The organism is Telmatospirillum siberiense, from assembly GCF_002845745.1.
In the GTDB taxonomy this organism is placed as follows: domain Bacteria; phylum Pseudomonadota; class Alphaproteobacteria; order Rhodospirillales; family Magnetospirillaceae; genus Telmatospirillum; species Telmatospirillum siberiense.
Genome location: NZ_PIUM01000002.1, coordinates 250916 through 277213, shown reverse-complemented (window position 1 = coordinate 277213; position 26298 = coordinate 250916). Strand labels below are relative to the sequence as shown.

Sequence of the window (26298 nt, the reverse complement as noted above, 5' to 3'; positions counted from 1 at the left end):
ACAGTGGCCGTTCCTCCCTTTCAGGTTAAGGAGCGCCCGGCATGTTTATCGCGATGAACCGCTTCCGCATCACCATCGGCAAGGAAGACGAATTCGAGCGGATCTGGAAGGAGCGGGACAGCCATCTGCCCGGCCTTCCCGGCTTCATCGCCTTTCACCTGCTGCGCGGACCGGCCGCCGACGATTACGTCCTGTTCGCCTCCCACACCGTCTGGGAGTCGCGCCAACATTTCGAGGACTGGACCCGCTCGGAAGCCTTCCGCCGCGCCCATGGCGGCACCAGCCGCTCCTCCGGCCTGTATCTGGGGCCGCCGCAGTTCGAAGGATTCGACGTGGTGCAGGAAATCACGTCGTAATACCAAGTTTCGATGAGGATAACTCATCGAAACTTGGTCTGGCCCATTGAGGGCCCGCGCCATCATTGGCGCGAAGCCCAGGGTTTCGGAGAAACCCGCCCGGCGATTGAGGGCAGAGGTGATCGGTTCCGATCACCGGGAGTTGGTATTAGGGGCCATAAGGGGGGCCGAGATGCGTTCGGTGATCGCCAAGACCTTCGGGGGACTGTCGGCCTATTATTATTTCCGGCAGTTCGTCTTCGCCCTGATCTTTCCGGGGATCTTCATCCTGATCCTGGTGAACTGTCCGCATCCGCCCACCGTGACGCCTCACGCCTGGCTGGTCGTCGTCGCCAATACCCTGCTCTATCCCTATTCCCGCTTCGCCTATGAAGGCCTGGTGAGTTTCATCCTGGGCAGGAACAAGTTCTATATGAACGCCCTCGTTCTCCTGCTCTTCAAATTCCTCACCATGTGGATGTGCTGGTTCGTGGCCGTTTTCATCGCGCCGGCGGGCCTGATCTTTCTTTATGTCTATCACAGCCGATCGCCGGACGGCCGGCGGCGAAGGAAGGCGGGCCACGCCGACGGGGCGGGGCTGTCTTAGGGCGCGTGGACATTCATGACGGCCATGCCCTCTTGATGGGGCACCTTAAGACTTCTCCCGTTGCCTCTGGCTCCCCAATGGCATGAAAGGAAACCCCGAATATTTTGAACCACCAAGGCACCAAGGTGGCGGTATAGCACCGGCATTTTCCCGTCCCGTCATCGACTGTCGACCGAATGCCTGCGGCGCAGATTGACCGCAGCCGGATGATCCGAAAGACGCCTTGGTGTCTTGGTGCCTTGGTGGTTCATCAAAAGCTGGAGCGCACCGGAACGATCAAGAGGACGAAGAGAATCTGGCCGATTGCCAAATGTCCACCCGCCCGAGGGCGTGTCGCGAAGTTATCGCTCCAAACCCTAAGATTCCATGTGACGCCTACGCCCCGATCAATTCGCTTTCCTGATAACAAAAATAATATTTATTCGTTTTGTTTTTTAATCCCGCTGAGAGAGGCTTGCCGTGAAATCAGCGGAGGGCTTCCATGCGCGCACAAATCCTGACCGGGCACGGCGGCCCGGAGAATTTCAAGCTGACGGACGTGGCGAAACCCGCATTGAAACCGGGAACCGTCCTGCTTCGCATCCATGCCGCGTCGGTCAATCCCATCGACATCAAGATCCGCGAGGGGCTGCCCATCGGACCGGATCTGCCGGCCATCCTGGGCGCCGATCTCGCCGGGACCGTGGAGGCGGTGGCGCCCGATGTCCAGGGCTTCCGCCCCGGCGACCAGGTGTTCGGCTGCGCTGGCGGCGTGCGCGGCCATGGCGGAACCCTGGCGGACTATATCGTGGCCGACGCCAGATTGGTCGCCCATAAACCCCGGACCTTGTCCATGCGTGAAGCCGCCGCCCTGCCCCTGGTGTCCATCACCGCCTGGGAAGGGTTGGAACGGACGGCGCTCGCGGCGGCGGACCATGTGCTGATCCACGGCGGCACCGGCGGCGTCGGCCATGTGGCCGTCCAATTGGCCAAAGCCAGGGGAGCCCGGGTGGCGGCCAGCGTGTCCTCGGCCGAGGCGGCCGCCATCGCCCGGGATCTGGGCGCGGACGACACCATCAATTTCCGCGAGGAGGAGGTGGCGTCCTATGTTCGGCGCCTGACCGGCGGGCGGGGATTCGACCTGGTATTCGACACGGTCGGTGGCGCCAACCTGGCCAATTCCTTCGCGGCGGCGGCCAGCCATGGCCGGATCGCCACCACCAACGCCCGCACCACCGCCGATCTGGCGCCGCTGCATGCCAAGGCCCTGTCGCTGCATGTGGTGTTCATGCTGCTGCCCATGCTGGAGGGAACGGGCCGCGAAGCCCATGGCGACATCCTGCGCCGGGTGGCCGCCCTTGCCGACGAAGGCCGGCTGCGCCCGCTGATCGATCCCGCCCGCTTCACGCTGGAAACCGCCGCCGACGCCCATCGCCATCTCGGCTCGGGCAAGGCCCGGGGCAAGGTGGTCATCGACATTCAACCCGAGACTTGAAGGACACCGCGATCATGAAGGCCATTGGATATCGCGCCTGCCTGCCCATCACCGACGATGACGCATTGGTGGACCTCGACCTGCCCAAGCCCCAGCCGGGCCCCCGCGACCTGCTGGTCTCGGTGCGGGCCGTTTCGGTCAATCCCGTGGATGTGAAGCTGCGGGCCGGCGCCCTGCCGCCGGCGGGGGAGGCCCGCGTGCTCGGCTTCGACGCCGCCGGCGTGGTCGAGGCGGTGGGCGCCCGGGTCACCCTGTTCCGCCCCGGCGACGAGGTCTATTACGCCGGCGCCATCACCCGTCCGGGCAGCAACGCGGAATTCCAACTGGTCGATGAGCGTCTGGTGGGCGGGAAGCCCCGTTCGCTGTCCTTTACCGAGGCGGCGGCGCTGCCCCTGACCTCCATCACCGCCTGGGAACTGCTGTTCGAACGGCTGGCCGTCACCCGGACGGAGTCCGGCCCGGGCAAATCGCTGCTGATCATCAACGGCGCCGGAGGCGTCGGCTCGATCCTGATCCAACTGGCCCGCCGGCTGACCGGCCTGACCGTCATCGCCACCGCCTCGCGCTCCGAGACCATCGCCTGGTGCCGGGAGATGGGGGCGCACCATGTCATCGATCACCATGCCTCCCTGCCCGGCCAGTTGAAGGCCCTGGACATCGCCCAGGTGGACTATGTGGCCAGCCTGACCGCCAGCGACAGGAACCTGCCGGTCATCGGCGAGATCATCGCCCCCCAGGGGCGGCTCGCCCTGATCGACGATCCGGAGGTTCTGGACATCGCCCCGCTGAAGCGCAAAAGCGTCTCGGTGCATTGGGAACTGATGTTCACCCGTTCACTTTACGAGACGCCGGACATGATCGCCCAGCATCAGCTGCTGGGCCAGGTCGCCGAACTGGTGGACGCCGGCACCTTGCGCACCACCCTGACCGACGAGGCCGGCCCCCTCACCGCCGCCAATCTGCGCCGGGTCCACGCCCTGGTGGAAAGCGGCCGCGCCAGGGGAAAGACAGTCCTGACCGGCGCCTGGGACCGCTGATCGGCTGCCCTCACGAGACCCGCAGCAGGGCCTCGTTCCCCGACAGGCTCTCGGTCAGGAAATCGACCAGGGACCGCACCAGGGCGGCGCCCTGGCCCTCCTCGCCGACGACGACGATCTCGGTCATCGGCAGCACCGGCCAAAGCTCGGGACTGCGCAGGATCTGCATGTGGGGCTGAACGAAGGAACGGCCGAGGACGGTGACGCCCAGCCCGCCTGCCACCGCCGCCTGAATGCCCATCAGGCTGCTCGCCGTGCAGGCCGCCACCCAGTCGCGGCGGAGGCCGTCCAGCGAGGAGATCATCAGCTCGCGGTAGGTACAGGGCGGGGGCAGCATCACCAGCCGCACCGGCCGGGCGGGATCGGACTGGTAATCCGCCGCCGCCATCCACACCAGGGGTTCGCGCCAGATCACCCGGCCGCGTTGCGCCGCCCCATCCTTTTTGGCGATGACCGCGTCCAGCAGCCCGCCGTCATAAGCTTCCAGCAACCGGCAGCTCAGGCCGGTCATCAATTCAAGGTGGACGCCGGGATAGATGCGGCCGAACCGGGCGAGCAGGGCGGGAAGTTGGGCCGGAATGAAATCCTCGGAAATGCCGAGGCGCAGCGTGCCCGCCGTATCCGGTTCACGCAAGTCGCGCAGCAGCGAATCGTTGAATTCCAGAAGCTGCCGGGCGGCGGCCAGCAGGCGCTCGCCTTCGCGGGTCAGGCTCATCGACCGGCTGGTCCGATTGAATACCCGCCGGTCGAGGATTTCCTCCAGCCGCAGCACCTTCTGGCTGATCGCCGATTGCGACCGCCCCACCGCCTCGGCCGCGCCCGTGAAGCTGCCGGTTTCCACCACCGCGACAAAGGCGCGAAGCAGATCGATCTCCAGATCGGGGTAGCGCATGGGATCCTCGCGCACATAGCTAAAAAACGAATTGATAAGACAATATTTATTCGTTTTTATTTTAGAATGCCAGCCCGCGATTTCGTCATCCCATGGCGCAGGCCCGTCTTTGCCGGCCGTTGCGCTCGGCCGCCATCGAATCGCTGACGGCCTTGCGTCGCACGGCCAGGGCGGCCAGAACGGTCCCGGCGACGATCAGGACCATGCCGCATCCCAGCGGGCGGGTGATGTGCTCGCCCAGCAGGGCGGAAGACGACAACACCCCGACGATGGGAACGCCCATGGTGACGTTGGACATGGCGAAGGTGCTGATGCGCCGGCCATGGTCGGTGGAAATGACGAAACAGGCCGAGGTGGCCACCGGACCGATATAGGCCAGCAGCGCCAGCAGGTCGGGCGTCCATTCCACCCGGCTGGGCACGCCCTCCCAGACCAGGGCCGCCGCCGCCAGCGGAATGGCGGCGAACAGCATCTGCCACGGCGCCAGGTCGATGGGCCGCGACATGAAACGGTGGCGGCGGACATGCAGGATCACCAGCGACCAGCAGATGGCCGCCAGCAACAGGAACAGGTTGCCCTTGACCACATTGGGGTTGCCCCAGTCCATTTCCAGCGGCGAACAGATCAGCGCCACCCCCGACATGCCGACCGCCAGCGCCGAGCCTTGCCAGGCGGTGGGGCGCTGCCCGGCGAAGGCCCAGGCGGCCAGCACGCCCCAGAGCGGCGTGGTGTAGCCCAGCACGGCGGCCCGCCCGGCATCGGTATATTGCATGGCGGTCAGGCCCAGGGCGGTGAAGGCCATCATCTGCAACCCGCCGATACTGGCCAGAATGGGCCAGTCCGCCCGCGGCGGCAGCCGGATGCCGCCGCGCAAGGCCAGCAGGGCGAACAGGCAGGCCGAGGCGCTGCCGAAACGGATGGCCGACAGCCACAGCGGCGGGACCACGCCGACGGCCAGTTTCATCGCCGGCCAGCTCAGGCCCCAGAACAGCACCATGACCGTCAGCCAGGGGGCCGATTGCGTGATGGTGACCCTGGGAACGGCGGCATAAGCCCCGGTCGGGGTGGTGACGGACATGGCCAGGACTCCGGCGAAAATGGTTAATGGCCGGTGATCGTATCCGGACAATGACGGAAATTTCGGTCTATCTCTGTCATTACAGAACGAAAATAGGTATATTTCACCTATATCTTAAGAAATTAGGGAATTTCATGCCGGCCCCACATGACCGTTTCGATCCGGCCAGCATCCGCATCCTGGACGCCCTGCAGGCCGACAGCGAGATCAGCAACGCCGACCTGGCCGAGAAGGTCGGCCTCTCGCCCTCGCCCTGCTGGCGGCGGGTGGCCGAGATGAAATCGCAAGGGGTGATCCGGGGATCGGTGTCCCTGGTCGATCCGCTGGCCTTGGGGTTGGCGGTCAACGTGTTCGTTCATGTGTCCTTGAAGCAGCAGGACAAGCAATCCCTGGAGATCTTCGACGCCGCCATCCGGGAACGTCCCGAGGTGATGGAGTGCTATCTGATGAGCGGCGAATCCGACTATATGCTGCGGGTGGTGGTGGAAGACCTGATCAAATATCAGGAACTGATGGTCGAGGTGCTGACCCGCATCCCCGGGGTGGCCAACATCCGAACCAGCTTCGCCCTGGCCCAGGTCAAATACACGACGGCCCTGCCCACCGGGCATTTGAAGGGGACCTGAAACCCACCCCACAGCCCCGTTGATTGGGCGGCCACAGGCACGAGCATATCCCAAAAGATAAATCGAATTATACCAAGTCTCGATGAGGACGACTCATCGAGACTTGGTTTGGCCCATTGAGGGCCCGCGCCATCGTTGGCGCGAAGCCAAGGGATACGGATGTATCCCGCCCGGCGATTGAGGGCTCGGTGATCGGTTCCGATCACCGAGAGTTGGTATTACTTGGCGCCATTTTCATGAAGGAAAACCGTTTCGCGCCATGAAATGGGCGTCACGCAACTCAGGAAGAAATAAACAAAAATACTCTGCAATTATACTGAATGTCGCAAAATTATTACAAATGCAATATCTTGAACAATAATAAAAAATAGATGATAAGCGGTGCAAGGCTCGCTTACCTTGCGTAACCAACACATAAAATTACAAATTTAAAATTTAACCGTAAAAATATTTCAACGGACGCGGCAATGATACACATTCAGACAGTTTTTATTATCATTCTTATCATCAGTTTTTCTTTGGGAGGATCAATACGCCTGGCCTCACCCACGGAGCCCAATAGTGGCCTGAAACAACTTTCACATGCCATGATCCTGCACGGCTCCGCCTATTTAATAATTTTATTATCACCGTGGCTGGGAAAAACCTCCCTGCTGCCAGCCCAGATCATGATTTCTTTATTTTTTTCATTCAGCATGCACGCCATTTCCTTGTTTCATAGACGAAACATGCCAAAAATACTCCATTTTCTTCCAGCTGTATTGACCGCCCTCTTCACCGCCATTTTCATCGACAATGCGGAAGGCCGGATTGTCTGCAACAGCATGGTCCTGATCGGCGTCGACTTGTATGTCCTGCGGATGATGGCGGCGGAGCGGAAAAACACGCCTGGCAAGGGCCAATATATGGTCGATTTTGCGGTGCTCCTCAATCTGGCGGTGATGTTTTGCCGCGAATATTTTTCGCTCACCGGAAAAAGCCATATTCAAAACATCTCGGATTCGACGCTGTCGCAATCGCTGCTCTATCTGTCCGCCCTGACAGGACTCATTTTCCTGGCCATTGGCTTCGTGCTGATGACCAAAGAGCGAACCGACCATCTGAACCGGGAAATGATTCTGACGGACAAGCTGACGGGGGTATGGAACCGCCGAAAACTGGACGAGGTCGGACATGCCGAACTGCTGCGCCTTGTCCGCTATGGAACGCCGTCCTCACTGATGATCATCGACATCGACAATTTCAAAGTTATCAACGACACATTCGGTCACGCGACGGGAGATTCCATTTTATGCCTGGTGGCAACCGTTTGCGGGCAGTCGATCCGAGAGACCGACATCCTCGGCCGATGGGGCGGAGAAGAGTTTATCGTCATTCTTCCCGGCGCCGGCGTCGACGAGTCGCTACAGGTTGCCGAGCGGCTCAGGATGGCCATCAACACTATCGAAACCGGTCTCGACCGCACATTGAGCGTCAGTATCGGTCTTTCCCTGGGCCTGAGTTCGGATGATTGGCATCAGTGGTTCGAACGCGCGGACGCCGCGCTCTATCGAGCCAAGTCGTCCGGGAAGAACTGCTCGTTTTTCGATATTTCACTGCAACAGGAGAACGGGATTTCTCAAATATCTTGGAATCCGTCGGATATTCTGGGAATTCCCGCCGTCGATGAAGACCACCGCAACCTGATAGCGACGGCCAATGATTTTCTGACATTTTCAGCCACGGACTATGACAAGCGCCAGGCATATGCGCGGCTGCAACAAATCGAACGAAAAATTCTGCGGCACTTCAGAAGAGAGGAAATGCTGCTGGAAGAACTCGTTCCAGACGGCGTCGCCTCCCATCGCGAAAAGCACCGCCTTCTCGAAAATCGCATGAGGTTCCTCATGGAAAAATTCCGGCGTGATGACATCCCCCTCCATGCGGTTGTTCAGTTCGTCGTTTTCGAGATGTGCGCCCAGCATATTGCATTGCATGACAAGGAAGCGTTCGGCAGATGACCGGCGGCGGGACCGGTCACCCCGGCCCCGGTGGGATTCGACGATTTCAGTATCCCCGGCCCCGTGAAGAGGCATCAATGCGAATTGACATCAACGAAGCAAGCCAAGGAGAAACTCCTACCAGCGGTACCGGATGCTGCCGATCACCGTGCGGCCCTGACCTCGATAGCAATAGCCGCTTTCGCAGGTCACATAACGCTCATCGGTCAGGTTGCCGACGTTGAGCGCCAGTCGGGTGCCAGTGGCGGTGCCCGCCAGATCGTAGTGGATGACCGCGTCCAGTTGCGTGTAGGGATCGTTTTTCCGGGTATTGGCCAAGTCATCGTAGGAAGATCCCACCCAGCGCACACCGGCGCCGCCGCCCAGGCCGGCCAGCGTCCCAGATGACGGGGTATAGTCCGCCCACAGGGACGCCATGTGCCGGGGCACGGTCACCGGACGCTTGCCGAGATCGACATCATTGCTCTTGGTCACCTTGGCATCGGTAAAAGTATAGCTGCCCAGTAGTTTCAGCCCCGTCCGCAGATCCGCCACCCCTTCCAGTTCCAATCCCCGCGAACGCTGCTCGCCGGTTTGAACGCTATTCAGGGGATCAACGGGATCGGTGGTCTTCACATTGCTTTTGGTCAGGTGGTAGAGGGCTGCCGTCACCAGACTGTTGCTGCCGGGCGGCTGGTATTTGACGCCGGCCTCATACTGCTTTCCCTCGGTCGGCTTAAAGGCCCGCCCATTGGCGTCAAGGCCGAATTCCGGCATGAAAGAGGTGGCGTAGCTGGCAAAGGGGGCAAACCCCGAATCGGTCAAATAGAGCAAACCGGCGCGGCCGGTCGTCGCACCGTCGTTCTGGCTGACCTCCAGATGCTCCAGGTTGTCCCTGGTCGTGGCATCCGCCCAGTCGTGTCTGACCCCGCCGGTCAGCCGCCAATGGCCGACCTCCAATTGATCCTGGGCATAAAGGCCGACGAGATTGGCGCCGATATTCTGATTTGCCGCCACATTGGCCGGCCGTGCGATGAACTGGTCGTGGTCGGGCGCCAGAATGTCGATCGAGGGCGCGGCACCCCACGCATAGAGGACATGGGAATCCTGCCACATATAGTCCTGCCCGGCGAGCAGGGTATGGCGGACGGGACCGGTGGCGAACCGCATCTGAAGCTGATTGTCCAATGCGACCGATTGCATGGCCTCATACACGCCATAGGCGGTACGATTGAGCGTGTGGCCGTCGCCGCTGTCGCTGCTGGCGGTATACTGATTGACCGTATCGACATTGCCGTAACGCGCGTTCTGGCGAAACGTCAGCCGATCATCGAACGCATGCTCGAATTCGTAGCCGGCGGTGTATTGGGTCTGCTCCAGTTTGTCAAAATGCTCGTCCCCCGACCAGAATTTGGTCAGTTGCGAACCGCTCTGGTAGGGGCGCGGCGAACCGGCAGTCCGCTTGTATTGATATTGAGTCAGAACCGTGAGATGCGTCTCCGCGCTTGGCCGCCAGGTCACCGATGGCGCCAGGAAGCGGGTATCGTCGTCGATCCATTCGATATCCGTGCCGGCATCACGGGCCACGCCGACCAGACGGTAAAGAATCTCTCCATCCTGGCTCGCCTTGCCACCGAGATCGAATTGCCCCTGATAGCGGTCGTTGTTGCCGGCCTGCAATTCCACTTCGCGCAGCGCCTCCTCGCCGGGACGCTTGCTCACGCGGTTGACCAAGCCGCCGGGACTGATCTGTCCGTAGAGGACCGAGGCCGGCCCCTTGACCACCTCGACGCGCTCAAGATCATAGGGTTCGGTCCCGTAGTAGGACAGCCAGGTGGTGTTGGGCTGGCGCAGGCCGTCCAGGTAATCGGCCGTCGACGTCACTTCGAAACCGCGGATGGAGATCTGATCGAAGCGGGGGTCGAAACCGGAACTGCCGACGCGGACGCCGGCGGTATAGGCCACGGCATCCTCGACGGTTTCGGCCTTGCGGTCGGCAATCTGCTCGGCGGTGATCACGCTGATGCTTTGCGGTGTCTCGATGATCGGCGTATCGGTTTTGGTGGCGCCTGCGCTACGCTTGGCCACATAGCCCGGTACCGGCCCCCATGCAGTTTCCCCAGCCCCGTCCCTACCTTCCACCGACACCGGATCGAGCGGTATGGCGCCGCTGGTCGACGGCAGCTTCTGTAAGGTCACGGTATTGCCATCCGACAAGCTGTAGGAAAAACCGGTGCCGGCAAGGAGGCGGCCGAGAGCCTGTTCGGGGGACATGGTGCCGCTGACGCCCGGCGTGGAAACCCCCTGAATCAGGTCCCCATGCACGGAGACCTGCCAACCGCTTTGCCGGCCAAACGCAGTCAGGCCTTCGGTCAACGACTGCGGAGGAATATCGAAGCCGCGAGACGGCCGGCCCTGCCCGGCTTGCGGCGACTCGGACTGCTGCGCCAGGGCAGAGACTCCGAACGCGCCGGCCGCCAGCGCGGTGGATATCATCAAGGCGGCAAGCCGCGAAAAGGTCCGCCGCCGATCACCGGAGGCCGTCTCAAATAGCATCGTCATATCCAATCCTCTCCAGACCCCTTGTTAATGCGTGGGGCTGATCGCTGATCAGATGCGATTAAGACGCATAATCACTCCCCATTGACGTGACGACGGAGCGATCGGGCATTTTCAAAAAAAACCGGCGCACGCGATAAATTTTTCCACATCCGGAAATCATCAGCCGGAGATGACCAGCAGCCAGGGTGAGATGCGGTGCAGACTAGCCCCTTGCGCCCGCGCAACGGCACGCAACGCGCCCACCGGGTCGGCAAGATTGTAGACGCCGGTCAAAGGCTGGCGCGCCAGCGACTCGCCCCGCAGAAGGATTATGCCTTTGAAATAAGGCCGCAATTCATCGACGACCTCGGCCACCGGCCGATTCTTGGCAATGAGTTGGCCCTGGGTCCAAGAGGCCACCTCGTCGGGCGGGATGCGGTCGCGTGCCGGCGGCCTGGCCGCGGAGATCCGGATCCGATCGCCGGCAGCCAGTTGCTCGGACACCATCGGCCGGACCGCGACGGCATCAACCTGAACCAGCCCCTGCCGGACGGCGATGTCGGTTCCATCGGGAGTTATCCGAACATCGAAAGCGGTCCCCAGGTCCGTTGCCGCCACATCGCGCGCCAGGACCGTGAAGGGACGGCGCGCCTCATGCGCCACGTCGAAAAATGCCTCGCCTTTCAGCAGGCGGACCCGGCGTTCCCGTTCGCCAAAGACAACATCGACAGCGCTTTGCGGGCCAAGCAGGATCGAACTGCCGTCGGCCAGTCGCACGGTTCGCGATTCCGCCACACCGGTCAGATGGTCGGCCTCCAGACGCAAGGCGAGATCGGAACCGAAAAGAAAAACCAGACAGGCGGCGGCGGCCGTCATCGCCCCCCCCCAACCCAGACGGCGGCTGGAAACGGACCTTTGCCGAGCAGGAAACGGAGACCAAAAAAGCGGAGGACGTCCGGGGGGCGCCAAACCATCGCGGAACGGAACGACGTCCATGGCGCGAAGCTGTCCGATCGCGGCAACCGTCCTGCGCATCTCCGCCCAGTCGACGGCATGCGCCGGATCCGCCGCCAGCCAGACGGCAAAGGCCGCCCGCAGATCGGAATTGTCCGGCTCTTCGGCCAAGGCGACCATCCATTCGCTGGCTTTCTTCGGTGACTCCACCGGATTCGCGGTCCGTTCCATGTTTTTCCCTGATTCGCGCCGATCGCGTTGCGGTCGCGCCGCCGCCTCCAGCGCGACCAAAGGCGGACTCCCCATTCCACAGACGAATCGGCGACGGTGATTTTCAAAAAAACTCATGATGGGCGGTGCAACCGGGCCCGGCAATGTTCCAATCCGTCGATCACCAGCGCATGGGCGGCTCCCACCGAAATGCCAAGATTGTCCGCGATGTCCTTCAGCTTGCAGCCGGTAAAGCGATGCATTTCCAGGGCGCGGCGTGTGCGCTCCGGCAATTCGGCCATCGCCGCCAGCATGACGCGCATATCATCCCTGGCCAGCGTTTCCGCCTCGGGGGACGGCCGGTCTTCGGCCATGTCTTCGATCCCGGCCTCGGTCCCCGAAACGAGATGACGCTCTTCCCGCGCCTGCCTGCGGCAGCCGTCGAGCGCCAGATTGCGCACGATGCGATAGAGATAGCCGACCGGTTCGTCAGGAGATTGGGCGACCACCGCGGCATCGAAGCGCAGCCAGGCTTCCTGCACCACATCCTCGGCCCGGGCACGATCGCCCATGATGCCATTTGCGTAATTCAGCAGCTTGCGCCGATGGGCCATGAACAGACCCAGGATTTTGGTATCGCCCCCCACCGTTCGTTCCCGCTCCTCTTTCCGACGAAGGCCCCGTCCTCCCCGGGAAGATCAGAATTCAGCAATTGCGACTTATTCGCAACTCTTTCCTGACCATTATCGTGCAAGGTGGCCAGGGCAGGCCGTTCCGGCCGGTGAGGGCAGGCACGATCGCTCAATTCGCACGTGGTGATGGCCCGGACTGCGCTGGCAGACCGAATCCCGTTCAGCCGTAGACGGCACCCGGTGGAGGCCGAAGGCACTCGATTAGAGGAATTTTGGGGTAGATCCGGAATTGAATGGAGCGGGTGAAGAGAATCGAACTCTCGTCGTAAGCTTGGGAAGCTTCTGCTCTACCATTGAGCTACACCCGCACCGGAGCGAAGAGTTTATAAGATTTGATGGGGCGGGACGCAAGTCCCTTGCGGGCCACCCCGCCGAAATTGACGAAATTGGCCAGCTGGGAACCCTGAGTCAGGCGAAAAAACGGGTTTTTTCGGTATTCGTCAGACGAAATCCGATGACAACGCTTGCCCTGGGCGGGGTGGCAAGCATAATGTCGGCCCGATAGGGATCGGCGACAAAACTCGGGTGAGATGTCCTTTTTCAATATTTCGCCACGGCTATTGATTACAGTTTTGTTTTTAGGTCTCGCCGGCTGCGCGTCGGAACGGCCGGTGGTCGCGCCACCCGTGGCCACCACCGCCCCACCGGCCGCGGAAGCCCCGTCCATCGGCGGATATGTGGGCGGCATGGTGCCTATCGAATGCGCACCCTTCGCGCGGTCCGTCTCCGGCGTCAATCTGAGGGGCGACGCGGCCGACTGGTGGCAAGCCGCCGCTGGCCGCTATGTCCGCACCTCGACCCCGGTGGTGGGGGCCGTGCTGGCCTTCCGGCGGACCTCCCGCCTGCCCAGCGGCCATGCCGCCGTGGTTTCCCGCCTAGTCTCCGACCGCGAGATCCGGGTGACCCAGGCGAACTGGGTCCCGCACCGGGTGACCGAGGACATGCCGGTGATCGATATCTCGCCGGACAACGACTGGACGATGGTCCGGGTCTGGTGGCCGCCCATCGGGCAACTGGGCTCCGGCCATTTCCCCACCTGGGGCTTCATCACGCCGGAACATCCCAGCACCCGCGAGCGGTTGATCGTCGCCATGCAGGAAACCATCCGCTCCGTCCTCGGCTCCTACTGACCGTCCTGATCCGGACGCTTTGGGTCAGATAATGGGCGAACTGCCCATTTCTTCATCCCCCTCCCCCTCTCGGTCAAAGGACCGCTACCCCTCTTATGCCATTAAGTATATGGAATAATTCGTATATTTGTGATTTTTAATTCAAAATTCAATTTGGCATGGCCGTTGCGATGCCAAGAGACAAATGACGCCCCCTTGGGCGACAAACCGTCATTCACCAGACCCGGAGGCAAATGTGAAGCTGTTCCATGCCTTGTTTCTCGCCGGAGCGACCATGGTCGCCACCTTTTCCGCGCATGCCGAAACCGACGCGCCCGTAAAACTGGGATTCGCCAAATGCGCCCACTGCGTCTCCATGGGGCTGGTGCCCGATCTCGCCACCGGCGTGAAGATCGAGGCCATCAACTTCAATTCCGGCAATGACGTGCTGACCGCCCTGGTCTCGAAAAGCATCGACGTCGCCCAGGTCACCTACCTGCATTACGTCACCGCACTGGACAAGGGGTTCGACGTGGTGGCCATCTCGGGCCAGGTGAACGGCGGCTCGGAACTGCTGCTGCCCAATGCCAGCCCCATCGCGGCCGACGACTGGACGGGACTGAAGGCGGCCATCTTCAAGGCCAAGACGGACGGCAAGCCGTTCCGCGTCGGCGCCTCGCGCGGGAATGCCCAGGACATTCACATGCGCGGGATGTTTCTGAAGAACGGCATCGATCCCAACAAGGACATCCAGTTCATCAACATCCCCAACCCGGCGGATCACCTGTCGGCGCTGCAACGCGGCGAGATCGACATGATCGCCACGGTCGAACCCTTCGCCTCGCAGATCCTGCAGGCCGGAGCCGGGAAACATTTCGACTATCCCTATGACCAGGCGGCCGGCAAGCTGACCAATCTGATCGTCACCCGCTCCGACGTCATCAAGAGCCGGCCGGCGGCCGTGCAGGCCAGCGTGACCGCGGTGGTCAAGCTGGTCGACATGCTGAAGGCCGACCAGCAGGTGTGGATCCAGGCCATCGGCAAATATACCGGCCTCGACCAGAAGATCGCCGCCGCCGCCCTGAAAAACGCCTATCCCGATTACGCCATGTACCGGGGCTCCACCCAGGCCATCGCCAAGATGATGCGGGACCTGAACTACATCTCGCATGACGTGTCGGCCGATATCGACAAGAACATGGACTACGACTTCCTGTCGCAGGCGACCGGCAAGCCGAAGAGCGAGTTGGGCTATTGAGGGCGATCGCCGTGTTGCATCTGATCCGACGCGGCGAACGTCTCGTCGTTCCCTTTCTCCTGATCATCGGCTGGGAGATTTTCTCGCGGAGCGGCCTGCTGCCGGCAGCCTTGCTGCCGGCCCCCTCCATCGTGCTGCATTCCTGGGCGGACTGGGCCTTCGCCATCGACGGCAGTTCCCAAACCTACAGCGGCCACTGGCTGAGCGACGCCCTGGCCAGTTGCCTGCGGGTCCTCACCGGCTATGCGATCGCCACGGCCAGCGGCGTGTTGCTGGGCATCGCCATCGGCTGGTGGCGCTGGGTCGAACGGACCATCGAACCGACCGTTCAGATGATCCGGCCGATTCCGCCGGTATCCTGGATTCCGCTGGCCATCATCTGGTTCGGCATCGCCGACAAGCCCGCCATCTTCCTGGTTTTCCTGGGCGCCTTCTTTCCCATCCTGCTGAACACCATCCACGGCGTCAAAACCTCGGACCGCAACCTGATCCGCGCCGCCGCCATGATGGGGGCCACCGAGCAGCAGATGCTGCGCCAGGTGATCTTTCCGGCGGCGCTCCCCAGCATCATGGCCGGATTGCGCATCGGGATCGGTTCGGCCTGGATGCTGACCGTCACCGCCGAGATGGTCGCGGTGAAAAGCGGCATCGGCTATGTGCTGTGGGATTCCTACTATTTCCTCCGCTACGACCTGGTCTTGGCGGCGATGGTCAGTATCGGCCTCCTGGGTTACGGCACCGATCTGCTGCTCAAGCTTCTGATGCAATCGACGCTGCGCTGGCAACGCGGCCAAACGGTCCAGGGGAGGTAACGCCATGGCCGCCATCGAAATCCGCAATGCCGTCAAGATCTACCAGGACCAGCAACGCAAGCGCGACCTGCTGGCCCTCGATACCGTCAATCTGACGGTCGAGAAGAACGATTTCCTTTGTCTTCTAGGCCCTTCGGGCTGCGGCAAGTCGACCCTTCTCAACATGATCGCCGGCTTCGAAAGTGTCAGTTCCGGCGAAATTCTGGTCGACGGCAAGCCGGTCACCGGGCCGGGCGCCGATCGCGGCATGGTCTTCCAGCAGCCCACCCTGATGCCCTGGTTGACCGTTTGGGAAAACATCGCCTTCCATCTGAAGCTGCGGGGCGTGCACAAGGCGGCGCGGCGGGAAGAGGCGCAGCTCTATATCGACATGGTCGGCCTCACGGGGTTCGAGAACCATTACCCGAACGAGCTGTCCGGCGGCATGGCGTCCCGCGTCGGCATCGCCCGCGCCCTGCTGCTCAACCCGGCGGTCATCCTGATGGACGAACCCTTCGCCGCCCTCGACGCCCAGACCCGGATGGATATGCAGGAGGAACTGGTCGCCATCTGGCAGAAGCATCAGGGCACCGTCGTCTTCGTCACCCACAGCGTGGAGGAGGCCCTGGTGCTGGGCACCAAAATCGCGGTGATGAGTTGCCGGCCGGGACGGCTGGGCGAATTGATTCCGCTCGACCTGCCCTATCCGCGCGATATCACCGAGGCCGCCTTCAACGACCGCAAGCGGCATATCCTGGCGCGCTTCAAGGCCGAGGCGGACAAGGCCAGAAAAAGCGCGGCGGCGTAGCCCCCCGGTCCGTTTCGCGGACCCCTTTGCAGACTTTCGACCAGAAGAGACGAGACCATGAGCCAAAGAACATTGATCGGCATGCTGACCCCCTCCTCCAACACCGTTCTCGAACCGGTGACCAGCGCCATACTGTCCGGGCTTGAGAACGTCTCCGCCCATTTCGGCCGGTTCCGGGTGACCGAGATCTCGCTCCGCGACCAGGCCCTGGGACAGTTCGATGAAAAGCCGATCGTCGAGGCCGCCCAGCTGCTGGCCGACGCCAAGGTGCAGGTCATCGCCTGGAACGGCACCTCCTCGGGCTGGCTGGGTTTCGAAGCGGACCGCGCGCTCTGCCGCACCATCACCGCCGCCACCGGCATTCCGGCCACCACCTCGGTCCTGGCGCTGAACGAAATCCTGGAACGCACCGGGGTGACCGACCTGGGGCTGGTCACCCCCTATCTGCACGACGTGCAGGAAAGGATCGTCGCCAACTACGCCGGCGTGGGCGTCCGCTGCCGGGCGGAACGCCATCTGAACGACCCGGGGAACTTCTCCTTCTCGGAGGTCCCCGCCGAAACGCTGAAAAGCATGGTCCGCGAGGTCGCGGCCGAGGGCCCGCAAGCCATCACCACCTTCTGCACCAATTTGCGGGCGGCCCCCCTGGTCGCCGAGCTGGAGGAGGAAACCGGCATTCCGATCTACGACACCATCTCGGTCGTCGTCTGGAAGGCCCTGGCCATGACCGGCGTCGCCCCAGCCAAGGTCAAAGGCTGGGGGCGGCTGTTCGACCTGCCGGGGTGATTGCCCTTTCTCCCGGATCCTTGGGGCTTGTGGACAATTGGCGATTGGCCGGATGGAGTTCGTCCTCTTGATCTTTCCGGTGCGCTCCGGCTTTTGATGAACCACCAAGGCACCAAGACACCAAGACACCAAGGTGGCGGAGTGCGCCACTGGCATTTTCCCGTCCCGTCATCGGCTGTCGGCCGAATGCCTGCGGCGGGCTCAAGCGCCCGTTGATGCGATAATTTATCAACGGGCGTTTAAAACAACCTGCCGAGGTCGCCGTCGAACAAGGGACGGGCGGATTTCGGCATGGCCGGGCGCGGCAGGCCGCATCGCAGGAAGCGCCCCTGCCCCGGCTGGGCCAGCAGTTCGCCGCCGTCGCAGACCACTTCGCCGCGCGAAATCACCGTCATCGGCCAGCCATGGACGGTAATCCCCTCGTAAGGGGTGTAATCGACGGCGTGATGCAGCTTGTCATTGGAAATCACCACCTCGACCTGTGGATCCCACAAGGCCAGATCGGCGTCGGCCCCCACCGCGATGGTTCCCTTGCGGGGATAGAGGCCGTACATCTTGGCCGGATTGGTCGCGGTCAATTCGACAAACTGCGGCAAGGAGATGCGGCCTTCGCGGACACCCCCGGAGAACAGAAGCGGCAGCCGGGTCTCGACACCCGGAATGCCGTTCGGCACATAGCGGAAGGCGGCCTTTTCGCCGTGTACCTGCTTGCCTTGCGGATCCGCGTAGCGGAATGGCGCGTGATCGGAGGAGAAAATCTGGAAGACCCCGCCGGCCAGGCCATCCCAGATGGCCTGCTGATTGCCGGCGTCGCGCGGCGGCGGACTGCAGATGCATTTGGCCCCTTCGAATCCCGGCGCTGCCAGGTTGTCGGCGGTCAGGAATAAATATTGCGGGCAGGTCTCGGCATAGATGCGCAAGCCCCGGTCCTGGCCCCAGCGGATCTGCCGCATGGCGTCGGCGCCGGAAACATGGACGATCAGAATGGGCACGTCGACCAGCTCGGAAAAGGCGATGACGCGGTGCGTAGCCTCGCGCTCGACCACGGCCGGACGCGAGGCGGCGTGATAGCCGGGCGCGGTCTTGCCCTGCCCTTCCAGCCGCTCGGTCAACCAGGCGATGCAATCCGCGTTCTCCGCATGCACCATCACCATGGCGCCATGGTCGCGGGCCACCGACAGCACATCGAGAATCTGGCGGTCGTCGAGTTTCAGGTCGTCATAGGTCGTGTAGATCTTGAAGGAGGTGTAGCCCTCGTCGATCAGGGCCGGCAACTCGTTGGCCAGCACCTCCGGCGTGGGATCGCTGACGATCAGGTGGAAGGCGTAATCGATCACCGCCTTGCCCGCCGCCCGGAGATGGTAGTCATCGACCGCCGCGCGCAGCCCCCGCCCCTTCATCTGGCAGGCGAAGGGAATCACCGTCGTCGTCCCGCCGAAGGCGGCGGATCTGGTCCCGGTGAGAAAATCGTCGGCCATGCGCGAACCGTCCATGGTCGGCTGGTCGAAATGGCAATGGCCGTCGACACCGCCGGGCAGGACAAGACGCCCCCGGCCATCGATGTCGCGCCGTCCCGCCGGCAGATGCTCGGCCAGGGCCTGGATGCGGCCATCATGAATTCCGATGTCGCAAGCCACCACATCCCCACCGGCGACGACGGTGGCGCCCCGGATGGTCAGATCGAATTCGGTCACGGCGGAACTCTCCATTTGGTTGCGCTGATGTTCGGACCCGGGACGCCTTGCAACGGCCGTGCCCATTTGCATTATGAATTCAATTGTGCGATAGCCTTGAATTCGGTGGGTTTCTCGTGCGATGGAGATGCCAATCCGCTTAAAAGGCGGGCAGGATCTGACCAACGGTTAGGCAGAAGTCACCAAACAGCCAATAGCCGGGAGACGATGGTGGCGTTGAAGTCGCTACAGGAAATGAGAATGACGCGGCCGCAGCCGATTCGCCGCGCCACGCTGCACGACGAAACCGTCAGCCGTCTGCGCGCGATGATCCTCGAAGGCGAGCTTTCGCCCGGCATGCGGATCCCGGAAGGACAGCTTTGCGATTCCCTGGGCATTTCCCGCACTCCGCTGCGCGAGGCGCTGAAGGTCCTGGCCTCGGAGGGGCTCATCGAACTTCGGCCCAATCGGGGTTCCGTGGTCGCCGCCATCGATCCCGAGATGGTCGCGGCGATGTTCGAGGTGATCGAATCCCTGGATGCGCTGGTGGGAGCCCTGGTCTGCGCCCGCGCCACCGACAAGGATTTGAAAACCCTCGACGCCCTGCACCGCGCGCTGGCGATGCAGCACGCGGCCAACGACCGGGCCGGTTATTTCGAAAGCAACCAGCGTCTTCACCGGGCCCTGGTGCAGTCCTGCGGCAACCCCGTTCTGATATCGCTCTACGAGGGTTTGCAGACCAAAATTCTGCGTGCCCGCTACATGGCCAATTCCGACCTCGCGCGCTGGGCCGAGTCCCTGGCCGAACACGAACTCCTGAACGAGGCCTTGCAAAAGCGGGCGGCCGACCGGGTTCCCCAACTGCTGCGCGCCCATACCCACGCCACCGGCCTCGCCGTCATCGAAGCCTTGACGGCGATGACGAACGGCGAGGCGGAGAACTGACGACGAGGACGCAGGCATCACGCTACGATGTGATATCCGCCATCGACGAAGAAAGTGCTGCCGGTCATCGCCTTCGCGGCGTCGCTGACCAGGAAGCCCGCCACCGCGCCGCAATCCTCGATACTGACCAATTGATGCTGCGGAGCCCGCAGGGCGGCCTGTTCCAGCATCTCGTCGAAACGATCGATGCCCGAGGCGGCGCGGGTCCGCAACGGTCCCGGCGAAAGGGCATGCACGCGGATACCCTCGCCCCCCAGTTCGGCGGCCATGTATTTGACGCTGATTTCCAGCGCGGCCTTCACCGGCCCCATCAGATTGTAATGCTCGACCACCTTGCGGCCGCCGTAGAAGGAAACGGTCAGCAAGGTCCCGCCATCGGTCATCAGGGGCTCGGCCAGCTTGCCCATGCGGATGAAGGAATGACAGGAGACATCGATCGCCATGGCGAAACCGGCCGAGGAGGAATCGACCACCCGGCCGTGCAGGTCCTCCTTCGGCGCGAAGGCGATGGAATGCAGCAGGAAGTCGAGCTTGCCCCACTTTTCTCCGATCACCTCGAAGACGCTCTCCAACTCGCCATCGACACGGACGTCGCAGGGCAGGAAAATCTCGGCCGCCAGTTCCTCGGCCAGCGGCCGGACATGTTTCACCGCCTTTTCATTCAGATAGGTCAGCGCCAGATCGGCCCCCAACGCGCGGAACTGCCGGGCACAGCCATAGGCGATGCTCTGGTCGTTGGCGATGCCGACCACCAGCCCCTTCTTGCCTTTCAATGAATAGATGTCGCTCACGGCGGTCTCTCCCTTCACACCGTTATGCTGCATCGCAGCATATGCATAACCGGAGAGCCGAGGCAAGCGAACCGAAGATGACAAATAATTGCCCAGAATTTATCCGCCGTTGGGGATTGACGGGGCCGGCGGAAGGGGGATATCAGTTTCACCTCTTCGTGGTGATTTGGCAGACCGGCTTGCGGCCACGTAAAAAAAACGGCTAAAAGGGTCAAGTGCGCCTTCACCAAGCCCTGACCTTTTCCCCGGTCGGGGTTTTTTGTTGCGTACGGAGGATTTTATCATGACCGATACCCCCAAGAGCGCCTGGCGCCTGGCCACCCAACTGGTCCGCGGCGGCCTGGCGCGGACGGAATTCAGCGAAACCAGCGAAGCGCTGTTTCTCAATTCCGGCTACGTCTACGGCAGCGCCGAGGAGGCTGAGGAAAGCTTCGACGGCACCCGGAGCCGCTACGTCTATTCCCGCTTCCGCAACCCCACCGTGGCGGTGTTCGAAGACCGGCTGGCCCAGATCGAAGGCGCCGAAGCCTGCCGCGCCACGGCAAGCGGTATGGCGGCCGTGCATGCAGCCATCCTGAGTCAGGTGCGGGCCGGCGATCATGTCGTGGCTTCCCGCGCGTTGTTCGGATCCTGCCTGTGGATCGTCGGCGACCTGCTGAAACGCTACGGCGTCGCGGTAACCCAGGTCGACGGCACCGACCTCGACCAGTGGAAGGCGGCCCTGTCCCGGCCGACCCGCTGCGTCTTCATCGAGACGCCGTCCAATCCGACGCTGGAAATCATCGATATTACCCAGGTCGCCGCATTGACCCACGCCGCCGGCGGCCGGTTGATCGTCGACAATGTCTTCGCCACCCCCCTGCTACAGAAGCCGCTGCAACTGGGGGCCGATATCGTCGTCTATTCCGCGACCAAACATATCGACGGCCAGGGACGCTGTCTGGGCGGCGCCGTGCTGGGCAGCCAGGGTTTCATCGACGACGAGCTTGGTCCCTACCTGCGCCACACCGGCCCCACCCTGTCGCCCTTCAACGCCTGGGTTCTGTTGAAGGGACTGGAAACGCTGGAGCTTCGCGTCACCCGGCATGTCGAAAATGCCACCCGGATCGCCACCTTCCTCGAAGGACACCCGCATATCGAACGGGTGCTCTATCCGGCTCTCGCCAGCCACCCGCAATATGAGTTGGCCAAACGCCAGATGGCGGGGGGCGGCTCCATCGTCGCCTTCGCCCCGAAGGGCGGCAAAGCCGAGGCCTACCGCCTGCTGAACGCGCTGACGCTGATCGACATATCCAACAATCTGGGCGATGCGAAAAGCCTGATCACCCACCCCTGGACCACCACTCATCAAAGCCGCTCGGCGGAAGAAAAACTCGGAATGGGGATCACGGAAGGATCACTTCGCCTGTCGGTTGGACTGGAGGATGCCAGCGATCTGATCGCCGATCTCGGGCAGGCTCTGTCCTAGGGCGGAAACCACAAGCCCTGCGGAAGTTGGGGCGCACTCGGAAAACCAGGAGTAATTCCGCCGATAGCGGAATGATTCTATCGGCTTGATTGCCGTTGCCAAAGGGGCTATTTCGGATCGGCGGAACACGAACCTGACAAGGGGTCGCCGTTCGTCCGCGACGTTCAGGGGAGGAAAAGCATGAAGTTTTCCAGGTTTCTCGCCAGCATGGCCTTGCCCATGGTGATGGTTGGGTGCGCGTCGTTTCCCGGCACCACCTACCAATTGGAGGAACTGGAAAGGACGACGCCGACGGGCTCGCCCTTCACGCAGGCCCTGGCCCGGGAATACCGGGCCTTCTCGGCGTCCGAACGGGCGCAGTACAGCTGGTTCAATTCCCAGTATTTCGCCCGGAAGGGCTTGAGCGCGGCGCATGGCTCGGCGGTCCCTCCTGAGGAACTGGCCGACTGGCACATCGCCGACGGCCAGGCCATCCATGATCTGAACGCCGGCCGCGCCCGTCTGGTCGGCGCTTTGGGAAGCGCCGCCCCCACCCGCGTCCCCGCCTTGACCGCCACCGCGCAAGTGAAGTTCGACTGCTGGGTCGAACAGCAGGACAAGGGCTGGAAGACGGACGAAATCGCCGCCTGCCGCAAGGATTTCCAGGCCGCCATGGACGCCATCGAGGTCCAGGCCAAAGTCGCCCCCGCGGCGGAGCCGACCGCCCATGCCGGTCATACCGCCGCGCCGACCGCAGCAGCGAAGCCGGCCAAAGCCGGCCGTTATCAACTGTTCTTCGATTTCAACCAGACAATCCTGACCCCCGAAGCCGCCCACATCGTGACCGATCTGGTCGCCGCGGCGAAAGCGGCCGGTTATCCGAAGCTGGTCATCACCGGCTATACCGATCTGGCGGGAAGCGACGATTACAATATCCGCCTGTCCCTGAAACGGGCCGAAACCGTCCGCAAGGCGCTGCTGGCGGCGGGCGTGCCGGCCCAGAAGCTGGTCACCGAAGGCCGGGGCAAGGCCGATCCGCTGGTGACCACCGCCGACGGAACCCGGGAGCCGCAGAACCGCCGCGTCCTGGTCCGCTTCGCCGACTAAAGATGGTCCCGGGATCAAGGACGCCTTGATCCCGGCATCGCCCCGCCTATGTTAATCTGCCCAGGTGCATGTGGAGGGGTTCGCCGTCCGCATACGAGCAATCTGGACAAATGGACACGCAAGGCTAGAATGACCGTGAAGGGTAATGAGGCGGATTTCGCCCAGATATTGCAGGATACGGCCATGTATTCTGAAACAACCCGTTCCCTGACGGTTACGGTTCAACCGATCTATCTGGAAGACCAGTCTTCGCCGACGGACAATCATTTCGTCTGGGCTTATCGCGTGCGCATCGAGAACGGTGGCGACGAAACGGTGCAGCTTCTGCGCCGGCATTGGAAGATCACCGACGCCATCGGCCGCATCCAGGAAGTCAAGGGATCCGGCGTGGTCGGCGAGCAGCCGGTGCTTCATCCCGGCGATTCCTACGAATATACCAGCGGCACACCGCTTTCGACGCCGTCAGGCATCATGGAGGGGTCCTATCAGATGGAAACCCTCGAAGGCGAGCGCTTCGACATCGTGGTTCCAGCCTTCTCCCTGGACAGTCCGCACCAGAAGATGCGCCTCAACTGAAGGCCAGGCGTCGGCCAAGGCCGGGTTTGACCTTGCAGCCGCACCGGACCATCGCCATCTGAGCTTCGGAGTGGAGCAATATGAAGGATCCGGTCGTGACCGAACAAAAGCCTGTCACTTACGAAGAAGTCGCTTCCCGCCGCCAGCCGGGCAAACCTTCGCGCGCCGAAGCCGAAGAGGCGGTGCGCACCCTGATTCGCTGGACAGGCGACGATCCCACCCGTGAGGGCCTGATCGACACGCCGTCGCGCGTCGTGCGCTCCTACGAGGAATTCTACGAGGGATACGACATCGACCCCGAGGAGGTTCTGCGCCGCACCTTCGAGGAAACCGATGGTTACGACGAAATGGTGGTGCTGCGCGACATCCGGCTCGAAAGCCACTGCGAACATCACATGGTGCCGATCATCGGCAAGGCGCATGTCGCCTATCTGCCGGGAAACCGGGTCGTCGGCATCTCGAAATTGGCCCGCGTCGTCGAGATCTATTCCCGCCGCCTGCAAATTCAGGAAAAGCTGACCGCCCAGATCGCCAACGCGATTCAAGAGGTTCTGCATCCGCGCGGCGTCGCCGTGGTCATCGAGGCCGCCCACCAATGCATGACCACGCGGGGTGTCCGCAAACCCGGCGTCACCATGGTGACCAGCCGCATGCTGGGCGCGTTCCGCGACAACCCGGCGACGAGGCGCGAGTTCATGGCGCTGATCAGCAGTCCGGCAAGCGGACTGTCCAACGTCTGAGGGTTGCTGCGTCTAAGGGCTAATGAGAAATCAATTATTAATGGCACCGGCGGCCCTGGGCGCTCGGATAAGCCCTCGTCCCTTGTGGGAGAGGGCGGCGAGCGTAAGCGAGCGGGCGAGGGGATATTTTTCTTAATACTCGCGCCCATGGACAGGGACACCGGCACCACTTTATTTCGCCCAGGATCGGCGGGTGCCGAACTTGCAATAACAGCCGCTATTCGTTGATGATCCCCGCTTCACCGGGTATCCATATCGTCGGCAGGATTCCCGCTTGCGCGAAGATGACGGGGTGGTTCGCCTGTTTCTGCGCGCCCCCTTAACATGAAGATGCTGGACAGCTTGCCGCCTTCGCGCCAATAGTCCTCTGCAATTTCAGGGGATGGCTCTTTGCTCGACATTCGTCCGGTCCTGTACCTCAGCGGGTTCGTTTTACTGATCCTGGCTGCCGCCATGGGCGTTCCGCTGGCGGTGGATCTGGCGACCGACGTCAGCGAATGGCAGGCCTTCGCCTTTGCCGCGATGGCGTCCGGCTTCTTCGGACTGGTGCTGATCTCGGCCAACCGCACGGTCGACAATCCCGAACTGCGGACCCGCCAGGCTTTCATGGTGACGACCGGCAGCTGGCTGCTGGCCGCCATCTTCGGAGCCCTGCCCTTCTATTTCGGCAGCCTGCATCTGTCGCCGATGGACTCGCTCTTCGAAGCCATGTCGGGCATCACCACCACCGGGGCCACGGTGATCAGCGGCCTCGACACGGCGCCCAGGGCGATCCTCCTGTGGCGGGCGCTGCTGCAATGGCTGGGCGGCGTCGGCATCATCGTGGCATCGATCGCCCTGCTGCCCATGCTGAGAATCGGCGGGATGCAACTGTTCCGCATGGAAAGCTCGGACAAGACCGACAAGGTCAAGGCCAGGATATCGCAAGTGACGTACGGCATCCTGACGGTCTATGCGCTGTTCACCCTGGTGCTTGCCGTCGCCCTCGCCCTGTCCGGCATGTCGCCGCTGGAAAGCGTCTGCCACGCCATGTCTTCGCTGTCCACCGGCGGCTTTTCGACGTCGGACCAGTCGCTGGGGCATTTCGGCGACGCCGCGCAATGGATCTGCGTTATCGGCATGCTGGTGGGCGGGGCCACCTTCACCCAGTTCCTTAGCCCCTGGAAACGCCGCCGCTGGAACATTCTCGATGACAGCCAGATCCGCTGGTATCTGCTGATCATCTGCGGTTTCGCGCTGCTGCTGACCCTCTGGAACTGGACGATGCGCGACGTCACCTTCTATGACGCCTTCCGCCAGTCGGCCTTCAACGTCGTCTCCATCATCAGCACCACGGGATATCACACCAGCAATTACGACGCCTGGGGCGGATTCGCCCAGGTGGCCTTCTTCGCCATGGCCTTCCTGGGCGGCTGCACGGGATCGACGGCCGGCGGCATCAAGATCTTCCGCTATGAGGTGCTGTTCGCCGTGGCCGGGGTGCATATCCGGCGCCTGCTGCATCCCAGCGGCATCTTCGTCATCGACTTCAACGGACTGCGGCTGACCGACGCCGTGGTCCGTTCGGTCCTCGGTTTCATGATGCTTTATTTCTTTTGCTTCATGCTGCTCGCCCTCGCCCTCGCCGTCGTGGGGCTCGACGTCACCAGCGCCGTTTCCGGGGCGGCTTCGGCCCTTGCCAACATCGGACCGGGACTGGGCAGCGTGATCGGCCCGGCCGCCAGCTACGCCGATGTGCCGGACGAGGCGAAATTCTTGCTGGCCTTCGGAATGCTGGTCGGACGGCTTGAACTGGCCACCGTGCTCATCCTGTTTTCCAAGACCTTCTGGCGGGAGTAGGAA

Annotated in this window: 24 protein-coding genes, 1 tRNA gene and 1 riboswitch; of the genes, 17 read left to right on the top strand and 8 right to left on the bottom strand. The window is 62.5% G+C overall.

Annotated features, from left to right (window positions below):
• Window positions 1-41: 41 nt before the first annotated feature.
• The 4 genes from hmuQ (at window position 42) to CWS72_RS03145 (ending at window position 3453) form a co-directional block, all read left to right on the top strand.
• Window positions 42-356, top strand: coding sequence for a heme-degrading protein HmuQ (gene hmuQ / locus CWS72_RS03160; protein ID WP_101249102.1), 315 nt, complete (start codon window positions 42-44; stop codon window positions 354-356).
• A gap of 172 nt (window positions 357-528) precedes the next feature.
• Window positions 529-942, top strand: a complete 414-nt coding sequence (locus CWS72_RS03155; RefSeq protein ID WP_101249101.1) for a hypothetical protein — start codon at window positions 529-531, stop codon at window positions 940-942.
• A 481-nt stretch (window positions 943-1423) separates the two neighbouring features.
• Window positions 1424-2416: a zinc-dependent alcohol dehydrogenase family protein gene (locus CWS72_RS03150; protein ID WP_101249100.1), complete on the top strand. Its 993-nt coding sequence runs from the start codon at window positions 1424-1426 to the stop codon at window positions 2414-2416.
• A 14-nt stretch (window positions 2417-2430) separates the two neighbouring features.
• Window positions 2431-3453: a zinc-binding alcohol dehydrogenase family protein gene (locus tag CWS72_RS03145; protein ID WP_101249229.1), complete on the top strand. Its 1023-nt coding sequence runs from the start codon at window positions 2431-2433 to the stop codon at window positions 3451-3453.
• 10 nt (window positions 3454-3463) lie between these two features.
• Here the strand turns inward: CWS72_RS03145 and CWS72_RS03140 are convergent, their stop codons facing one another.
• Together CWS72_RS03140 and CWS72_RS03135 are read right to left on the bottom strand one after the other, a co-directional pair.
• Window positions 3464-4345: a LysR substrate-binding domain-containing protein gene (locus CWS72_RS03140; RefSeq protein WP_101249099.1), complete on the bottom strand. Its 882-nt coding sequence runs from the start codon at window positions 4343-4345 to the stop codon at window positions 3464-3466.
• An 85-nt stretch (window positions 4346-4430) separates the two neighbouring features.
• A complete protein-coding gene (locus CWS72_RS03135; RefSeq protein ID WP_101249098.1) occupies window positions 4431-5423 on the bottom strand; it encodes a DMT family transporter in 993 nt (330 codons plus the stop codon).
• A gap of 134 nt (window positions 5424-5557) precedes the next feature.
• Between CWS72_RS03135 and CWS72_RS03130 the strand changes: the two genes are divergently transcribed.
• Together CWS72_RS03130 and CWS72_RS03125 are read left to right on the top strand one after the other, a co-directional pair.
• Window positions 5558-6049 carry an Lrp/AsnC family transcriptional regulator gene (locus tag CWS72_RS03130; protein ID WP_101249097.1) on the top strand — a complete coding sequence of 164 codons (492 nt, stop codon included), beginning with the start codon at window positions 5558-5560 and terminating at the stop codon, window positions 6047-6049.
• A gap of 467 nt (window positions 6050-6516) precedes the next feature.
• Entirely contained in the window at window positions 6517-8049 is a 1533-nt protein-coding gene (locus CWS72_RS03125; protein ID WP_101249096.1) for a diguanylate cyclase, read from the top strand.
• Between the two features lie 117 nt (window positions 8050-8166).
• Here the strand turns inward: CWS72_RS03125 and CWS72_RS03120 are convergent, their stop codons facing one another.
• From CWS72_RS03120 to CWS72_RS03105, 4 genes are all read right to left on the bottom strand, one after another.
• Window positions 8167-10590 carry a TonB-dependent siderophore receptor gene (locus CWS72_RS03120; RefSeq protein WP_101249095.1) on the bottom strand — a complete coding sequence of 808 codons (2424 nt, stop codon included), beginning with the start codon at window positions 10588-10590 and terminating at the stop codon, window positions 8167-8169.
• A gap of 159 nt (window positions 10591-10749) precedes the next feature.
• The gene (locus tag CWS72_RS03115; protein WP_158240487.1) at window positions 10750-11754 is read right to left on the bottom strand and encodes a FecR family protein; all 1005 of its coding nucleotides are present in this window, start codon (window positions 11752-11754) and stop codon (window positions 10750-10752) included.
• Window positions 11755-11867: 113 nt separating this feature from the next.
• Window positions 11868-12380 carry a sigma-70 family RNA polymerase sigma factor gene (locus CWS72_RS03110; RefSeq protein ID WP_241911545.1) on the bottom strand — a complete coding sequence of 171 codons (513 nt, stop codon included), beginning with the start codon at window positions 12378-12380 and terminating at the stop codon, window positions 11868-11870.
• A 279-nt stretch (window positions 12381-12659) separates the two neighbouring features.
• Window positions 12660-12733, bottom strand: a tRNA-Gly gene (locus CWS72_RS03105).
• Between the two features lie 303 nt (window positions 12734-13036).
• Here CWS72_RS03105 and CWS72_RS03100 point away from each other — a divergent pair.
• The 5 genes from CWS72_RS03100 (at window position 13037) to CWS72_RS03080 (ending at window position 17177) form a co-directional block, all read left to right on the top strand.
• Window positions 13037-13555, top strand: a complete 519-nt coding sequence (locus CWS72_RS03100; protein WP_241911544.1) for a CHAP domain-containing protein — start codon at window positions 13037-13039, stop codon at window positions 13553-13555.
• Between the two features lie 235 nt (window positions 13556-13790).
• Window positions 13791-14792 (top strand): ABC transporter substrate-binding protein, encoded by a 1002-nt coding sequence (locus CWS72_RS03095; RefSeq protein ID WP_241911543.1) that lies wholly within the window; start codon window positions 13791-13793, stop codon window positions 14790-14792.
• Between the two features lie 11 nt (window positions 14793-14803).
• A complete protein-coding gene (locus CWS72_RS03090; protein WP_101249093.1) occupies window positions 14804-15604 on the top strand; it encodes an ABC transporter permease in 801 nt (266 codons plus the stop codon).
• A gap of 4 nt (window positions 15605-15608) precedes the next feature.
• Window positions 15609-16391 (top strand): ABC transporter ATP-binding protein, encoded by a 783-nt coding sequence (locus tag CWS72_RS03085; protein ID WP_101249092.1) that lies wholly within the window; start codon window positions 15609-15611, stop codon window positions 16389-16391.
• Window positions 16392-16448: 57 nt separating this feature from the next.
• Window positions 16449-17177, top strand: coding sequence for a maleate cis-trans isomerase family protein (locus CWS72_RS03080; protein WP_101249091.1), 729 nt, complete (start codon window positions 16449-16451; stop codon window positions 17175-17177).
• A gap of 239 nt (window positions 17178-17416) precedes the next feature.
• Here the strand turns inward: CWS72_RS03080 and hydA are convergent, their stop codons facing one another.
• A complete protein-coding gene (gene hydA / locus CWS72_RS03075) occupies window positions 17417-18871 on the bottom strand; it encodes a dihydropyrimidinase (protein ID WP_101249226.1) in 1455 nt (484 codons plus the stop codon).
• Window positions 18872-19111: 240 nt separating this feature from the next.
• Between hydA and CWS72_RS03070 the strand changes: the two genes are divergently transcribed.
• The gene (locus CWS72_RS03070; RefSeq protein WP_158240486.1) at window positions 19112-19795 is read left to right on the top strand and encodes a GntR family transcriptional regulator; all 684 of its coding nucleotides are present in this window, start codon (window positions 19112-19114) and stop codon (window positions 19793-19795) included.
• A 17-nt stretch (window positions 19796-19812) separates the two neighbouring features.
• Here the strand turns inward: CWS72_RS03070 and fabI are convergent, their stop codons facing one another.
• On the bottom strand, window positions 19813-20619 hold the full coding sequence (gene fabI / locus CWS72_RS03065) for an enoyl-ACP reductase FabI (RefSeq protein WP_101249089.1): 807 nt from the start codon (window positions 20617-20619) through the stop codon (window positions 19813-19815).
• Between the two features lie 115 nt (window positions 20620-20734).
• Window positions 20735-20813: riboswitch (SAM riboswitch) on the top strand.
• 56 nt (window positions 20814-20869) lie between these two features.
• On the opposite strand from fabI, the gene metZ reads away from it, so the two are divergent.
• The 5 genes from metZ (at window position 20870) to CWS72_RS03040 (ending at window position 26295) form a co-directional block, all read left to right on the top strand.
• Entirely contained in the window at window positions 20870-22054 is a 1185-nt protein-coding gene (gene metZ / locus CWS72_RS03060; protein ID WP_101249088.1) for an O-succinylhomoserine sulfhydrylase, read from the top strand.
• 180 nt (window positions 22055-22234) lie between these two features.
• A complete protein-coding gene (locus CWS72_RS03055) occupies window positions 22235-23140 on the top strand; it encodes an OmpA family protein (protein WP_101249087.1) in 906 nt (301 codons plus the stop codon).
• 183 nt (window positions 23141-23323) lie between these two features.
• Window positions 23324-23716 carry a Co2+/Mg2+ efflux protein ApaG gene (gene apaG / locus CWS72_RS03050; RefSeq protein WP_101249225.1) on the top strand — a complete coding sequence of 131 codons (393 nt, stop codon included), beginning with the start codon at window positions 23324-23326 and terminating at the stop codon, window positions 23714-23716.
• A gap of 95 nt (window positions 23717-23811) precedes the next feature.
• The gene (gene folE / locus CWS72_RS03045; protein WP_241911541.1) at window positions 23812-24456 is read left to right on the top strand and encodes a GTP cyclohydrolase I FolE; all 645 of its coding nucleotides are present in this window, start codon (window positions 23812-23814) and stop codon (window positions 24454-24456) included.
• Window positions 24457-24846: 390 nt separating this feature from the next.
• Window positions 24847-26295 (top strand): TrkH family potassium uptake protein, encoded by a 1449-nt coding sequence (locus tag CWS72_RS03040; protein WP_101249085.1) that lies wholly within the window; start codon window positions 24847-24849, stop codon window positions 26293-26295.
• The last annotated feature ends 3 nt before the right edge of the window (window positions 26296-26298 follow it).